The organism is Streptomyces sp. B8-7 (assembly GCF_058833805.1).
The window spans coordinates 1,428,154-1,442,177 of sequence record NZ_JBYRRL010000002.1 but is presented as its reverse complement, the minus strand read 5'-3'; the positions used below and the strand labels follow the sequence as shown (position 1 = coordinate 1,442,177).

The 14,024-nt window shown below is 75.4% G+C and carries 14 protein-coding genes; 4 read left to right on the top strand and 10 right to left on the bottom strand.

Translation table 11 applies throughout. The annotated features are described in order from the left end of the window. Positions 1–498 precede the first annotated feature (498 nt). Genes AC5K6T_RS14900 through AC5K6T_RS14885 form a run of 4 tightly spaced genes read left to right on the top strand, consistent with a single transcriptional unit; the run spans position 499 to position 4,904 of the window. A complete protein-coding gene (locus AC5K6T_RS14900) occupies positions 499–1,515 on the top strand; it encodes a GlxA family transcriptional regulator (RefSeq protein WP_493209138.1) in 1,017 nt (338 codons plus the stop codon). Beyond that, entirely contained in the window at positions 1,512–3,263 is a 1,752-nt protein-coding gene (locus AC5K6T_RS14895; protein ID WP_493209136.1) for a thiamine pyrophosphate-binding protein, read from the top strand. The genes AC5K6T_RS14900 and AC5K6T_RS14895 overlap by 4 nt, the downstream gene beginning before the upstream one ends. Next, positions 3,235–3,888, top strand: coding sequence for an SRPBCC family protein (locus AC5K6T_RS14890; protein WP_493209134.1), 654 nt, complete (start codon positions 3,235–3,237; stop codon positions 3,886–3,888). The genes AC5K6T_RS14895 and AC5K6T_RS14890 overlap by 29 nt, the downstream gene beginning before the upstream one ends. Beyond that, complete coding sequence (locus AC5K6T_RS14885; RefSeq protein ID WP_493209132.1) at positions 3,885–4,904, top strand: 3-oxoacyl-ACP synthase III family protein; 1,020 nt, start codon at positions 3,885–3,887, stop codon at positions 4,902–4,904. The genes AC5K6T_RS14890 and AC5K6T_RS14885 overlap by 4 nt, the downstream gene beginning before the upstream one ends. 328 nt (positions 4,905–5,232) lie before the next feature. On the opposite strand, the gene AC5K6T_RS14880 is transcribed toward AC5K6T_RS14885, so the two are convergent. From AC5K6T_RS14880 to AC5K6T_RS14835, 10 genes are all read right to left on the bottom strand, one after another. Then, entirely contained in the window at positions 5,233–5,430 is a 198-nt protein-coding gene (locus AC5K6T_RS14880) for a thiocillin family RiPP (protein ID WP_493209130.1), read from the bottom strand. Positions 5,431–5,555: 125 nt separating this feature from the next. Continuing rightward, positions 5,556–5,726, bottom strand: a complete 171-nt coding sequence (locus AC5K6T_RS14875) for a thiocillin family RiPP (RefSeq protein ID WP_493209129.1) — start codon at positions 5,724–5,726, stop codon at positions 5,556–5,558. 107 nt (positions 5,727–5,833) lie between these two features. Continuing rightward, the gene (locus AC5K6T_RS14870; protein WP_388518080.1) at positions 5,834–5,992 is read right to left on the bottom strand and encodes a thiocillin family RiPP; all 159 of its coding nucleotides are present in this window, start codon (positions 5,990–5,992) and stop codon (positions 5,834–5,836) included. 50 nt (positions 5,993–6,042) lie between these two features. Further along, positions 6,043–6,207 carry a thiocillin family RiPP gene (locus AC5K6T_RS14865; RefSeq protein WP_493209126.1) on the bottom strand — a complete coding sequence of 55 codons (165 nt, stop codon included), beginning with the start codon at positions 6,205–6,207 and terminating at the stop codon, positions 6,043–6,045. A 254-nt stretch (positions 6,208–6,461) separates the two neighbouring features. After that, a complete protein-coding gene (locus AC5K6T_RS14860; protein ID WP_493209124.1) occupies positions 6,462–7,319 on the bottom strand; it encodes a lantibiotic dehydratase C-terminal domain-containing protein in 858 nt (285 codons plus the stop codon). A 1-nt stretch (position 7,320) separates the two neighbouring features. After that, on the bottom strand, positions 7,321–9,780 hold the full coding sequence (locus AC5K6T_RS14855) for a hypothetical protein (RefSeq protein ID WP_493209123.1): 2,460 nt from the start codon (positions 9,778–9,780) through the stop codon (positions 7,321–7,323). Further along, the gene (locus AC5K6T_RS14850; RefSeq protein ID WP_493209121.1) at positions 9,777–10,925 is read right to left on the bottom strand and encodes a PqqD family peptide modification chaperone; all 1,149 of its coding nucleotides are present in this window, start codon (positions 10,923–10,925) and stop codon (positions 9,777–9,779) included. The genes AC5K6T_RS14855 and AC5K6T_RS14850 overlap by 4 nt, the downstream gene beginning before the upstream one ends. Then, on the bottom strand, positions 10,922–11,617 hold the full coding sequence (locus AC5K6T_RS14845) for a nitroreductase family protein (protein ID WP_493209119.1): 696 nt from the start codon (positions 11,615–11,617) through the stop codon (positions 10,922–10,924). The genes AC5K6T_RS14850 and AC5K6T_RS14845 overlap by 4 nt, the downstream gene beginning before the upstream one ends. Continuing rightward, the gene (locus tag AC5K6T_RS14840; RefSeq protein ID WP_493209118.1) at positions 11,608–13,365 is read right to left on the bottom strand and encodes a nitroreductase family protein; all 1,758 of its coding nucleotides are present in this window, start codon (positions 13,363–13,365) and stop codon (positions 11,608–11,610) included. Before AC5K6T_RS14840 ends, AC5K6T_RS14845 begins: the two co-directional genes overlap by 10 nt. Continuing rightward, positions 13,362–14,021, bottom strand: coding sequence for a TOMM precursor leader peptide-binding protein (locus AC5K6T_RS14835; protein WP_493209116.1), 660 nt, complete (start codon positions 14,019–14,021; stop codon positions 13,362–13,364). Before AC5K6T_RS14835 ends, AC5K6T_RS14840 begins: the two co-directional genes overlap by 4 nt. Positions 14,022–14,024 lie beyond the last annotated feature (3 nt).

The window sequence follows — 14,024 nt, the reverse complement described above, 5'->3', positions numbered from 1 at the left end:
GGCCCCGCTCCCGCAGGACGGTCCGCCGGTTCTTCCCGCGGACCGGGTGCGCGCCCGGCGGCCGGCGGGCGGACGCCGTGGACGAGAGCCGGGCGCGGGACGGTGCCACCGCGTTCTCCGGCGCCCGGACCTGCCCGTCAGGGCCGGGCGGCACAGGAGGAGTCCGCGGCCCGGCCTCCCCACGGGGTCCCGCGCGGTGCACGCGACGCCGCGCGGCGCAACGCCCGCCTGCGGCCGGGGAGTTGCACGGCCGTGCGGGTCCGCATCACGGTCGGCGCCCCCGGGTCCGCCCGGCGTGGTCCGCCGGGCCGCGGATCCCTTCTGGTGGAGGGCGGCGGCCGCACCGGCGTCCTGTGAACCGCCTCACCCCGCACCGTCCGCCCGAACCCCGCGAACCGCCGTGGCGACGGCGTTCACACCTGTCCACGCCGCTCGTTGGCCGGATACGTCAGTAAACTGTCATTGCAGCCAGTACGACTTGCGACACAGACTGTGACCGTGCTGGAGCGACGTGTTGTTGTGGTGGTGTACGCGGGCGCGATGGCCCTGGACATCACCGGACCGATTGAAGTGTTCGATACCGCGAACCGGCTCCTGGGCCCCGCGGGCACCCCCTACCGGACCGAGTTCGTCTCCGCCGACGCACCACTGGTGCGCATGAGTTCGGGGGTGGTGGTCGGGGCCTCGCCGCTGGAAGCGGGGCAGGGGCCGATCGACACGCTTCTCGTACCCGGCGGCTGGAGTATCGGCGACGCGCTCCGGGACCAGGGGCTCGTCTCCTGGATCGGCCGGGCGGCGGCACGGTCGCGCAGGGTCGCCTCGGTGTGCGGCGGGTCCTTCCTGCTGGCCGAGGCGGGCCTCCTCGACGGCAGACGGGCCACCACCCACTGGGCGTACGGCGAGGCGATGGCGTGCCGCTATCCGGGCGTGACGGTGGACGCCGAGTCGATCTTCGTCTGGGACGGCCCCTTCGTGACCTCCGCGGGCGTGTCGACGGGCATCGACATGGCACTGGCTCTGGTGGAGGCGGATCACGGATCGGCGCTCGCACTGGAGACGGCACGCTTCCTGGTGCTGTTCCTCAAGCGGCACGGCGGGCAGTCCCAGTACAGCGCCGTGCTCGACGCCCAGTTGGCCGACCATCCGCCCATCCGGGCGGCACAGGAGTGGATCCTGGACAACCTGGACCACCCGCTGCCCGTGGCCGAGATCGCCCGGCAGGCCAACATGAGTCAGCGCAACTTCGCCCGGGTCTTCCGGCGCGAGGTGGGCACGACACCGGCCCAGTACGTCGAGCGCACGCGCATCGCCCGCGCGCGGGAACTGCTGGAGACCACGGACCTGACGATCAGCCAGATAGCGGGCCGCTGCGGATACGCCGCCACCGAGACGTTCTTCCGCTCCTTCGGACGAACCCTGGGACTCACCCCCAGGGAGTACCGGCACCGCTTTCAGGTCATCGCGCCGTCCGGCCTCATCGACCGGCACCACGAGAGGGAGGGGAGCCCCGCATGACCAGCGCCACCGGGGAGTCACGCGCGGCAGGAACGGTACGCGTGGCCGACCATCTCGCCGGGGAACTCGCCCGGGCCGGCGTCACCCATGTGTTCGGCGTCGGCGGCGCGAACATCGAGGACCTGTACGACGCGGTGCACCGCGTCGGCTCCGTCCGCGGCGTCGTCGCCAAGCACGAGTTCTCCGCCGCCACCATGGCCGACGGATACGCGCGAGTCACCGGACGCCTCGGCGTGGTCGCCGCCACCTCGGGCGGCGGGGCGATGAATCTCGTACCGGGTCTCGCGGAGGCGTACGCCTCCCGGGTACCCGTGCTGGCCCTGGTGGGTCAGCCGCCGACCGGGCAGGAGGGCCACGGGGCGTTCCAGGACTCCAGCGGCAGGGCGGGCTCCTTCGACGCGCGGGAGGTCTTCGCACCCGTCTCCAGGTTCTGCGCCCGGGTCGATGACGCGGGCTCGCTCACGGAGCTGCTGCCCCGGGCAGTCGCGGCGGCACAGTCCGGTCCACGCGGACCGGCCGTACTGCTGCTGCCCAAGGACGTGCAGCAGGCGCGGATCCCGGTGCCCGCCCGCGACACGGCCCCGGCACCGGACGGCCGGACGGCGGAGCCCCCGGCGCGGCTCGACGCAGCTGCCGTCAGCGCCGTGTCGGACGCCCTTGGCGGGGCCTCTCGCGTCCTCGTCATCGCCGGGGAGGGCGTGGCCGCCGACGACGCGCGGGAGGATCTGGCCGAACTGGCCCGGTGCCTCGGGGCATGGGTGGCGGTCACCCCGGACGCCAAGGACGTCTTCGACAACCACGACCCCCGATTCGCCGGCGTGGCCGGAGTGATGGGCCACGCCAACGTCGAGGACTGCCTGCGGCGGGCCGACCTGTGCCTGCTGGCCGGCACCCGGCTGCCGCTCCTGGCCCGCGGCGGCCTCGAACAGGCCCTGGCCGCCACCGACGTCGTCAGCCTCGGCCCCGAACCACCGTTCGTGGCAGGCATCGCACTGGGCGGGCCTCTGCGCGACACGCTGCGCGCGGTGACCCTCCGGCTGCCCTCGCGGCCGCGCCCCTGCCCGCCGCACGCCGGCCCCCTGCCCACCGCCCTGCCCGGTCCCGTCCTCAGGGGCCGCGAGCGCATCGTCCCGCAGGCCGAGGCGGTCGCCGCGGTGCAGGCGGCACTCCCCCAGGACGCACACGTCTTCGTGGACGCCGGCAACGCGGGGGCCGGCGCGGTCCACCTCCTCCCGGCACCGCGCCACGGCCGCTTCGTGGTGGCGGTCGGCATGGGAGGCATGGGCTACACCTTCGGTGCGGGCATCGGTGCCGCGCTCGCCACCGGCCGGCGCACCTACGTCCTCGCCGGCGACGGGGCCTTCTTCATGCACGGGATGGAGGTGCACACCGCCGTGGAGTACGACGCACCCGTGACCTTCGTGGTCTTCAACAACAACGCTCACGGCATGTGCGCGCTGCGCGAGGAGTTCCTCCAGGGCGGCGTGCGCGGCGACGACCTGTTCGCCCCGGCCGACCTCGCCGCCGGAGTGGGCGCCGCCTTCCCGTCGCTGGCGGCCACCGGAGCCGTGGACGCGGCGCACCTGCGCACGGCGCTGCTGCGCAGCAACGCGGGCGGTGGGCCGGCGTTCGTCTCGGTGGCCTGTGACCCCCGGGAGATCCCCCCGTTCCTTCCCTTCCAGTCCTTCACCGAAGCCGCCACGAACAAGGAGGGTTCAGATGAGCGAGGAGTCGTCCACGTTGGCTGACATCCCCGGCCTGGTCCGGATCGAGACCACCGGCAAGGAGGAACTCACCGCCCACTGCATGGAGCTCACCCACGCGGTGTACCCCCACCACCAGGTCTACGGGCGGTACTGCACCATCCACGAGTACGTCGACTGTCCGCCGGAACAGGCCTACGACTACCTGCGCCAGGGCCACCACCTGGAGGAGTGGACCTGCAGCCTGCGGGACTTCGCGCCCACCGGCACACCGGGGCTGTGGGCCGGTCACGACCGGCTGGAGGACGACACCAGGATCTACTGCAGGGTGGTCGCCGACCCCGGGGCCATGACCGTGGACTACCACTGTTCCTGGGACCAGGGCGAGAAGCTGTGGATGATCTACCTGATGCGTGTCCTCCCCGCCCGGCTCGTGCTCGACAGGCCGGGTTCCGTGATCACCTGGACCAACTGCCGGCACCCCTACTACGACAGCAATCCGCACCCCGAGAAGGCACCGCGCCCGGACCGGCCCTGGGTCGGCGACTACTGGGACCTCTTCTACGCGGGGCACACCCTGGAGATGAACAACCTCAAGGCGATCCTGGAACACCGCCACCGCAACGGCCTGCCGGTCAGCACGGCCCCGGCCAGGGCGGTGGCCCGGTGACCACGGTCAGCCTCACCGACGTGGCGAGCTATCTTCCCGGCGAGCCGGTTCCCGCGGAGTTCTACACCGAGTACCCCGGAGCCGAGGACAGGCTCCGCAACCACCCCATGTTCAAGGTCCCGCCGCTCCGGCACCACGTCGCCCCGGACGAGACGAACGCGGACATGATCGAACGCGCCGTGCAGCCCCTGATCGAACGGCACGGCGCGGCGGAGATCCGGGCCGTCGACGTGCTGCTGGTGCACAGCCAGTTGCCGGACCTGCCCTTCGTGGGCGCCGGGACCGAGGTGGCGCGCCGACTGGGGCTGAACCCGGAGTGGCTCGTGGACGTGGCCAACGCGGGCTGCGCGTCCTTCGTGTACATGTTGAAGATGGCCCGGCAGATCCTCACCTCCACCGACGCGAGAACCGCGCTCATCTGCAACGCGCAGAGCGCCGCCGGACAGTGGTTCACCCAGTCCGAGGTGCGCAGACTCGCCCAGGCCGCGATCCCGGGCGACGGGTGCGGCGTGGCGTTCGTGACGACGTCGGCCCGGTCCCCGGTCCTCGGCGTGGAGACCCGGCACATCGGCGAGTACGCCGGCGACATGACCGTGGCGGTCGACGACGGCCGCAAGTACTGGGAGCCGGGTGAGTCCCAGCTGCGGATCGGCTTCACCGACGCAAGCGTCGCCAAGGTCCTGGCACGCGGGAACCGCCTCGTCCCCGAGGTGGTCATGGACCTGTGCCGGCGGCTCGGGGTGGCCGGCACCGACCTCGACGTCCTCATCACCAACCAGCCCAACCGTACGTTCCTGCGGAACTGGCGCGAGGCGCTGCAGCTGCCGGCCGAACGGCACCTCAACACCTTCGACACCTGCGGGAACCTGTTCGGAGCGGCGATCCCGGTCACCCTGGACCGCGCGGTCGGCTCCCGGCAGGTGGCGGACGGCGACCTGGTGGTGCTCGGGGGGTTCGCCCACGCGGGCGACTTCGCGGGTGCCGCCGCCGTGCGCTGGCACGGCGGACGGGACTGACCCGCGGGCGTCCCCCGCCGCAGCGGTCCGCCCGGACACCGGCGACGGCACCGGGAACACCGGCCGGCCGCGGAGCCCGCCCTCGGCGGCCGCCGCGTCGGTCCGGGTCCCGGCGCCGTCCCTCCCCGCGCGTCAGCGGCCCGGTCCCCGTCTCCGCTTCCCGCGCGGACCGCGAGCCGGACGCGGCGAGGCTCCTGACGGCCCGGCTTCGCGAAGCCGGGCCGTCACGCGCGTACGCCGCTGTCCGGACCCGCGACGGCCCGAAGGCCGGTCGCGGGTCCGGTCACGCCGTGGAGCGGTCACCCGGCCGGCGCCGGCCGGGCCGCACTCACGCGCTGCTCGCCGTGCCGGCGCTGCTGAACGTGCCCGACGGGGTGGAGATGGAACTCCCGGTGCCCGCGGTCCCGGCGGTGCTGCCGGGTGCGTGCTCGGACGGCAGGACCTCCAGCTCCGGCCGTTCCTGGGCGAGGTTCAGGTCGAGGCCCGCCGGCGGGGCCGGGCGGTCGACGTGGGTGATCTCGGGCATGGTTGCCTCCTGGACGGGTGCCGGTGGGCGGTCGCCCACCGGCGGGTGATGTCGTACTGAGCCGGCTCGGCCGGCTCGGCCGGTCCCGTGCGGCGGGCCGGGAGGACCCGGGCCGCCTCAGGGGGTCAGTGGCTGCCGGCCGTGCCGGCGCTGCTCAGCGAGGCCGCCGGGCAGGACGCGCAGCTGATGCTGCTGGCGCTGCCCAGAGTGCTGCCGGGCGCCTGGGCGGCGGGGAGCGGCTCCAGCTCGGGCAGCTCCTGCTCCAGGACGAGTTCGAGGTCGTGCGTCTGCGGCACTTGGCTCTCCTTCTTCTGTGACCGGTTCTGTTGTCCGCGGCTTGTTCCGCGGCTTGTTCCGCGGCTGGTTCTGCGGCTGGTTCCGGGGCCGGGCCGGTGCCGGCCCGCTACTTCGAGCTCAGCGTGCTCGCGGTGCCCCAGGTCATGGCGGGGCAGGAGCCGGAGCCCACGGTGGCGGCGCAGGAGACGTTGCCGGCGGAGTACTCCTCGGGAAGCACCTCCAGTTCCGGCAGTTCCTGCTCCAGGCGCAGATCGAGATCGTTCATGACGGTTCTCCTTATCGTCGGTGGATGAGCGGGGGCGGCTGCGTGTGCGGTCAGCCGGAGCTGCTGGCCGATCCCACGCTGCCGACGGACCCCGCGGGGCAGGAGAAGGATCCGGCGGTGCTGACGCAGCCGGCGGAGGAACCGGCGGAGTGGGTCTCCGGCAGCACCTCGATCTCGGGCGCCTCCTGTTCGAGGCGCAGGTCCAGGTCGTTCATGTGCCACGTCCTTTCCGATCGTTCCGATCGTCGTGATGGTGGTGATGGTGGTGATGGTTGGGGTGGTGGTGATCGCCGTGGCCGCCGTGACGGCGGGGACCGCGGCGGTCACCGGGATCCGGTCGGCAGCGACCGGAACGGCGCACGGTGTGCGCCGGGTCTGGGGCCCGGGTCCCGCGCCGGCGTGCGGCGGCGCTGCCCCGGGCGCTGGGCGCCGGTCACGGCCACGGGCACGTGCGGGGTCCGGTGCGGTGTCAGGTGCGCAGGGGGAGGTCATGGCCGGCGTCCCGGGCGGCGCGGCCTAGCACCGCTTCCTCCAGCGGCAGGAAGCCGAGCCGGTTGAGGGTCATGTGCATGTGCATCAGCAGCAGCCGGGAGGCGACCGCCTCCGGGTCCACGGCCAGGGCGCGCTGGACCCCGTCCAGGACCCGGCCCGCCGACCGGACGAGAGGTGCCGCCGGATCGGCGGCCCGGGCGCGAGCGGTGCGGCCCAGCCGGGCCGCGGACTCCCCCGCCCGCTCCAGCGCTGCCGCATCGCCGCCCAGAACGCCCGTCCAGTGCTGCCAGTGCAGCCGCCAGACACGGTCACGCTGCTGCGGGCCGAGGCCACCGGTGCAGGCCCGGAGGAACTCCACCGCGAGCAGGGCGCGCGCCGTGCGGTCGGCGCCGGTGGCCGCCACGGTGGCCAGGCACACCCGGCTGCTCTCCTGGAACACCTCCTCGGCGATCTCTGTGGCGGCGGGTGAGCCGTAGTAGTGGTGCTCCCTGCCGTACACGCCGAGGGACAGGCGCCGGTGGCCGCGCCGGACGGTGAAGTCCTCCGCCGCCGGATGGAGCCGGTGCACCTCGCCCGGGGCGGCCCGAAGCGGGCCGGACCGGCGCCACAGTTCCCGGCCGGCGGTCCAGCACGCGTCCATGGCGGCGGGCGGCCCCTGGAAGCGCAGCCGCAGGTGCGGTCCGCCGGCGTCGGCGTAGCGGATGAAGAACCAGCGGGTGGCGCCGAGGCGCCGCGCCGCGGCCACCCACTCCGGGACGACGGTCTCCAGCAGGAGTTCCCCGTCCTGGTGTCCGGTGTGGTGCAGGCGTGCGTACAGCCATTCCGGTGTGTCCATCTCAGGACCCGCCCGTCGTCGGGGTGGTGCGGGCGACGTGCAGGCAGTGCTCCACCACACGGTGCCGCCCGCCTGTCCGTCCGGTCGGGTCCGTGCGGTCCGGCAGGCACTCGGTGAAGACCACCGGCACCCCGGGCCGTTCGGCCAGCCGCTGCAGCGCCTCCAGCCCGACCGGGGACGCGAAGGCGACCCACAGCGGCTTGCGCAGCACGTCGCGCCGGGGGGAGCCGTTCTCGCAGCGGACGTAGACCTCCGCGGGCATGCCCCGGGCCCGTCGCCAGCCGTCCACGCGTTCGAGGAAGTCGGGCCAGTCCTCGCCCGGACCACGGCGGGGGACCTCGGCGCTCCCGTACCGCCAGTGGGCCCGGCGCACCACCGCGCGCCCGACGCTCCGCCGGGGGAAGGCCCCCTCCCCGCGGCCGGCCGTGTCGTCGCTACGGGACCCGTCGGCCTGCCCCGGGGGCAGCCACCAGGGATCCGCCAGGGTCAGCAGCACCCGTGCCGCGCCGGCCACCAGGTGCCGGGGCACGGTTCCCAGGTAGACGGGGGCGACCGGTCCCGCGCCCCGGCGGCGCAGTTCCAGCGCGTGCCGGTCCGGGTCGTGCGCGAGTTCCAGCTCCGTCACCGGGGTTCCGGGCCCGTACGGCCGCGCGGTGCCCGGCCAGAACAGGGCGGGCAGCAGTCCGCCGCTGTCGGCCTGGAGCGGGTTGGCCTCCCTGGCGGGCACGAACTCAAGGCACTCGGCCCGCGGGTACAGCGTGGCGGTCCAGTCCCGCAGCCGGTCCGCGAACCCGGTGCCGTCCGGCCCGTCGATCAGACGGTGGAACCGGGCGGCCAGGGCTCCGCAGCCCGAGGAGATCTGGTTGACCACCACCAGGGTGCCGCCGTCGGAGCCGCGGGCGTACTGGTGGAGGACCGACACGGAGGGCAGGCAGCTCGACCGGCCCGGCCGGGCCGGCCGCGAACCGGCCCGCGGCCCGGGCGGCGGCGGTCCGGGCTGCGGGGGTCCGGGCTGGAGCGGTCCGGGCTGCAGCGGTCCGGCGTCGGCGAGCTCCGCGCAGAAGGCGAAGACGTCCTGGCACACGCCCCCGGCACCGAAGCGGGCGACGAAGGCGTCCGTGACGGCCTGGTACTCGTCCGAGATCCTCAGGGACGCGCAGGCGTCCGCGGCGTGCCGCAGCACCGCCTCGCGTGTCTCGCCGTCCGGCGGGGCGGCCGTGATCGCTCCGGCACGGTCCTCGTAGACCGGCGTGACGGCGTTCAGCGGCCATTCGTCGGGGGCGCCCAGCTCCCGCAGGGCGGCGGCAAGGGCGGTGCGCAGGCCCCGCAGGGCCTCGTGACGCCCGGACGGGGTGCCGTCCGCGATGCGTGCGAGGTGCCCGGCCGCCTCGGCCAGCCGCTCGGCGGCCGTCCGGCCGGGGCCGTCCGGCGCGGACGCCAGCAGGCCGGCGAGCCAGCCCAGCAGACGGTCCGGCGGGCAGGGTTCGTCGACATCGACCATTCCGCTCGCCAGACGGCGCTCCAGCCGGGCCTCGGGCAGCCGGCCGAGTGCCGGGGAGCGCGCGGGATCACCGAGAACGGACCAGAGGTCGGGGCGCCGGCGGGCGTCCACCCGCTCCTGGTGGCACCAGGCCCAGCCGTCGCCGGCCGACAGCGTCGGCACGCTCAGCAGGGCGGCGCTCCGCGTCCCCCTGAGGGAGTCGTTGAGCCGCCACACCAGCCGGCCGCGCACCTCCGGGCGGGTGGCCGCCGCGTGCAGCAGGACCCGGCGGACCAGGGGGTGCAGACCGACCCGGACCCGGTCCCCGTGCGCACGGCCGGGCACCACCACGTCCGTGAACGACGAGAGCGGACTGGCCTTGAGCGCGGTGCGGACGGCGTAGCCGTAGGCGGTCACCCGCTCACCGCGGTCCAGCTTCCGGTCCTTGGCCGTCCGGGCGAAGAACACCGGGGAGAGCACGGACAGGCCCCGTGCCACCACCGGCTCCGCCATCAGGGCGCGCAGAGCGCGCTCCTGCGCCGCCCGGGTCCCGGCCACCGCCTGCCGCAGGTCCGACCGGTGCGTTCGGAGCCGCTCGGCGCGGTCCGCCCAGCGGTGCAGCGCGGAGCAGTCCTCCGGCGTGCCGTGCAGGGCGCCGGTCACCTCGGCGACCAGTGCGGGGGGCACCGGTACCGGGGTGGCCGCGTGCGCGGCCCGGCGCCATCGCAGGGCGGCCCGGCGGCCGGATGCCGAGCCCATCAGCGGCACGGCCGCGTACAGCAGTTCCGACACCCGGGGACCCAGGGTGTGCAGGTCCGCGCGGGCCGCGGCCAGGTCGTCCAGGAGTCGTGCGAGCGGCTCGGCGGCCAGGGGCGCCACGCACTGCGCCGGCAGCCCGGCCACCCGGTCCAGGGCCGGGCCCTCGGCCGGTGCGGGGCCCGCCGTGTCCACGAGGTCGCTCCCGAGCGCGGTCCGGGTCACTGCGACCACCCCGCGAGCAGGACCAGCGACCGGGTGACGAAGACCGCGACGAGCAGGGCGTAGAGCAGGCAGACGAGCCCGAACAGCTGGTACCGGACGCGCTGGGAGCGGCTGCGGGCGGCGAGCCAGCTCGGCGGCGCCTGCCGCAGGACCCGGCAGCGCAGTGCGGTCAGGGCCCGGGAGCGCAGGTTGACCGCGCCCGACGCGGACTCCAGCGCGTGGTAGCCGTCGGTCGGCAGCAGCGGGTTCAGGTTGGCGAGCAGCAGGCCGAGCTGCAGCCAGACCATGACGACCGCGAGGTGGGCGGTGCCGCCGCGGCCGGCGAGCGCGAGCACGGACCAGCCGCCGAGCCACAGCACGTCCAGCGCCACCCCGGCGAGGGCGATGGCCACCCGGGGGCCGCGGGTGCGCAGCCGGTAGGCGTCGGTGCGGTCCACGTAGGCCGCGGGCACGAGGTAGAAGAGCAGTCCGATGCCGATCTCCCTGACCTTCACACCGTAGAACCGGCAGGTCACGGCGTGGCTCAGTTCGTGGAGAACGGTCTGCACGATCATGGACCCGGCGATCAGGGCCCATCCCGGGCCCAGGCCGGACAGGCGCGGCCCCTCGGCCGCGGCCGGCGAGGCGACGACCGCGCCGGCCGCGACCAGGCTGCCGACGGCCGCCACCGCCCACAGGCCTGCGAACACGCGCGGCGCTCGGTGCAGTACCGCGGCCACGGGATCCAGTGCGGCGGACACGCCCGGACCCACCAGGGCCCGGCGCGGCAGGTGACTGCGGCGGGCGAACCGGACGGCCGCCTGCTCCTGCCCCGGGGCGGGCGGAACGGTCAGCAGCCCGGCCGCTCTCAGCTCGCCCAGGAAGTCCAGCACGACCTGTTCGGCCGTCCCGCCGGTACCCGGCTCGTCGGCGCGGACCGCGCGGCAGGCGAACTCCCGTCCGGTCATGCTGCCGTCCAGCGCTCTGAGGACGGCCGCTCCGCTGCGGGAGAGCCGGGTGTAGTGGCCGTTGACCGGGTCGTAGGCGAGGAGTTCGCCGTTGAGGCCCTCGGCGATCTCGATGTCCGGCCGGGCGGCGGGGTGTTCGGTGTCGAGCCAGCGGGAGGGCGGCGGGCCGGCGGTCGCGCCGGCCGTCGGTGCGGTCATCGCGTGCCGCCGTCCTCGGGCGGCACGGGCCGCCTCGGGTGGCCCAGGGCCAGGCCGAGGAGCTGGGCCCGGCCCGCCCCGTCCAGGCCGAGGTGGGTCCGGCCGGCGGCGCTCAGCACACCCGCGAAGACGGAACCGACGGCGCCGTCGCACAGGGCGGCCAGCCACACCGAGTGCGCGAAGGCCGCGCCCCGGGCCAGGAGCAGGCGGTGGCCGGTCGCGCCGTACCGTGCCGCGGCCGCCGCGAGGTCGCCGTGCACCACGACCACGGCCGGGGCCTCGGCGAACTCCAGCTGGAGCACCAGGGCCTGCAGCGGCGGCAGTTCGCCGGGCTCCGGGGTGAGTGCCCGGCGGGCCGCGTCGTAGCGGTGGATGCCCCGGGGGAGGTCCGTGACGTCGTGGGCGAGGACGGCGGCGACGGGTGCCGGCAGTCCGGGGAAGGCCGGCCGCCACAGGCGGGCGTCCTGCTCCTCGGCGTACCGCAGGGCCCGGGTCAGCAGCGTCGCGTCGAGGGGCTCGGCGGACCAGGCGCGCACGGCTCCCCGTCGGCGCAGGGCGTTCACCGGGCTGCCCGGCACGGGTGCCGGCACGCGGGGCGCGGGCACCGGCGCCGCGGGTGCTCCGGGCGGTGCGGTGGCGGGAGGCGAGGTCAGCAGGTCCTCGGTGAGACGACCGATGTCGATCAGCGGCATGAACCGCTCCCTTCCTGACGGAGCCGCACGGCTGCGGTGAGGAGTGCGGGACCGCTGGCGCCGGTCACCGACTCCCGGTGGGGCTGGAGGGGGCCGGGGTCGAGCAGGCCGACGGCTGTTCCGGTGGCCGCGGCGACGAGCGCGAGCTGGGCCAGTGCGCAGCCGGTGTCGAGGTTGCCGACCCGGTAGGAGAACGGTCCGTACTTGCGGGCGACCCGTCCGATGTCGGAGGCGAGCACCAGGAACACGTCCGGTTCGCCGGAGGCGTCCTCGGCCGGCGCGCCCAGGGCGGCCAGCAGGGTGGACACGTGCTCGGTGTGGGGGTGCATGGCGGTCAGGGCGTGGGCCGCCGCGTCGTAGTAGTGGACGCCGTCGGGGAGCCCCGGTACGCCGCGGAGCACCGCGTAGGCGTGGCAGGAGCCGAGGTTGCCCCCGCTGGGGGACCAGCGGTTGACCCGGCCCGGGTCGGTGGTCTCGCCGGCGTCGCCGGGTGCGCGCAGCCCGGCGGTGAAGCGGAGTACGGCCGCGAGCGCGACGGGCCAGGGCGCCCGCTCGTCCGCGGCGGCGAGGGACTGGAGCGTGGCCAGGTCCATGTCGGGCAGCGGACGCCGGGGGTTGCTCGGGTACCGCAGGTGCTCGAACTGCAGTCCGACGTTCTCGGGGCGGAAGTGGTGCTGGTGGGCTTTGGGGTTGACCAGGTGCCGGGGCGGGAAGCCGACGGCGTGCTCGTAGTGCAGGGGTGCGGCCGGCGGGGGGCCGGTGCGCTCGGCGGACGTGGGGTAGCACGTGCGGCAGCCGGCGTCCGGGGTCAGCTTGTACAGGCCGGTGCTCGCGTCCGCCAGGTCCACGACCACCTGCCCGCCGAGGGACTGGGCCGGTTCGTTGCGCAGCAGCAGCGCCCGGAGCTCCTCGGCGATCAGCCCGGCCGCGACCAGCGAGGACGGTGTGGGGGCCGACGTCCACAGCAGGGCGTCGCGCTCCGGGCTCACCGCGGCCCGGGCACAGCGCGCGCAGGCCGTCGCCGTGGGGTCGGCCAGCGGGCCGACGAGGACGCGGCCGTCCCGTTCGTCCACCAGCAGCAGCCGCAGGCCGCGGTCCGCGGCGGCCTCGGCCATCCGGTCGACCGTCCCGGTGGGAGCGGCCAGGTCGACGACGATCAGGGTGTCGTTCGCCAGGGCGTCCGCGGTGTCCGGCGTGGCCTGGGCGACGTCGGCGATGCCGAGGTCCAGGAGCGCCGCCCTCAGCGGGCCCCGCCAGGACTCCCGGACCGCGAGGCGGACCTGTGCCCGCAGGGCGGCCCGGGCCATCAGGCTGGAATGGGCGTGCACGCGGCTGCAGTCCAGGGTCCGGGACATCCAGATCGCGGCGGACGGGGACGGCCCCGTCCCCTCCGGCAGGGCGACCGCGTGGGCCGCGTCCTCCAGGACGCCGCCGAAGTAGAGCGTCGCCACGGCCTGGCCGACGGCGTGGCGGCTCCAGCCGGTGGCCTCGGCCAGGGCGGCGTGGTCCCGGGTGCCGTCGAGCAGGGGGAGCAGGTTCCGCCGGAGTACGGCGGCGGACGCCCCGCGCAGATGCTGGCGTTCGGCGGCGCCGTCGACGACCACTCCGTCGGGCGTGTCGACGATGTGCAGCCCCCGGCAGAGCTGCGGGCGTTCCGGCACCCGGAACTGCGGATCGCCCTGCACGGCGGCGGCCAGTACGGCGGCGGGGGTGCCGCGCCGGCGGGGGTCGCTCGCGAGCGCGTTCACCGTGCACCCCCGGGCTCCGCCGCCAGGGACCCGGCCAGGTCCTCGGAGAGCCTGCGCCAGCCGTCGTCGGGGGCGACGGGAGGTCCGCACTCCGGGCAGCCGTGGACCCCGACGACCGTGTCGGCGAACAGCGAGCGGGTCAGCACGTTGAAGAACACCACGTGCCCGGGGAGGGTGTCGCGGCCCGCCCGGTGGCGGGACACCAGGTCGGCCGCGACGCCGGCGGCGATCATCGCCTGGGCGTCGGTGTGGCCGGTGACTCCGTTCTCGGGCGCCGCCTCGAACGACGTCTCCAGCGCCCGCGACACCTCGCGTCCCTGGTCGTGCTGCGCCCTGCGCCGCAGGTAGCAGGAGTAGCAGGGCCCTTCGCCCGGCACGACGAGCGGTCCCACCCGGATCACCGGGTACTCCTGCACCACGGGGAGCCAGGCTGTCCCCCAGGCCGTGTGGAGCCGGGCGACCCGGGCCAGCAGCGCGGGCTCGTGGCGCCAGAGGGCGACGACGCGGAACCCGGCGGGGGACCACTCGGCGGAGCGGTGCCCGAGCACGTCGGCGGGGGAAGAGCGCCAGCCGGCCGTTGCGGACAGGTGGTCGGCCACGCTCCGGCCGAACGCCCCGGTCCACAGGACGTGGGTGGGTTCTCTGGTGAGCGGCACGGT

What these genes read in the sequence shown, in the direction of transcription:
- AC5K6T_RS14865 (WP_493209126.1), bottom strand. Translation starts at nt 6,207, where the DNA reads ATGAACGACCTGGACCTGCGCCTCGAACAGGAGGCGCCCGAGATCGAG.
- AC5K6T_RS14870 (WP_388518080.1), bottom strand. Translation starts at nt 5,992, where the DNA reads ATGAACGATCTCGATCTGCGCCTGGAGCAGGAACTGCCGGAACTGGAG.
- AC5K6T_RS14890 (WP_493209134.1), top strand. Translation starts at nt 3,235, where the DNA reads ATGAGCGAGGAGTCGTCCACGTTGGCTGACATCCCCGGCCTGGTCCGG.
- AC5K6T_RS14860 (WP_493209124.1), bottom strand. Translation starts at nt 7,319, where the DNA reads ATGGACACACCGGAATGGCTGTACGCACGCCTGCACCACACCGGACAC.
- AC5K6T_RS14880 (WP_493209130.1), bottom strand. Translation starts at nt 5,430, where the DNA reads ATGCCCGAGATCACCCACGTCGACCGCCCGGCCCCGCCGGCGGGCCTC.
- AC5K6T_RS14845 (WP_493209119.1), bottom strand. Translation starts at nt 11,617, where the DNA reads ATGCCGCTGATCGACATCGGTCGTCTCACCGAGGACCTGCTGACCTCG.
- AC5K6T_RS14895 (WP_493209136.1), top strand. Translation starts at nt 1,512, where the DNA reads ATGACCAGCGCCACCGGGGAGTCACGCGCGGCAGGAACGGTACGCGTG.
- AC5K6T_RS14850 (WP_493209121.1), bottom strand. Translation starts at nt 10,925, where the DNA reads ATGACCGCACCGACGGCCGGCGCGACCGCCGGCCCGCCGCCCTCCCGC.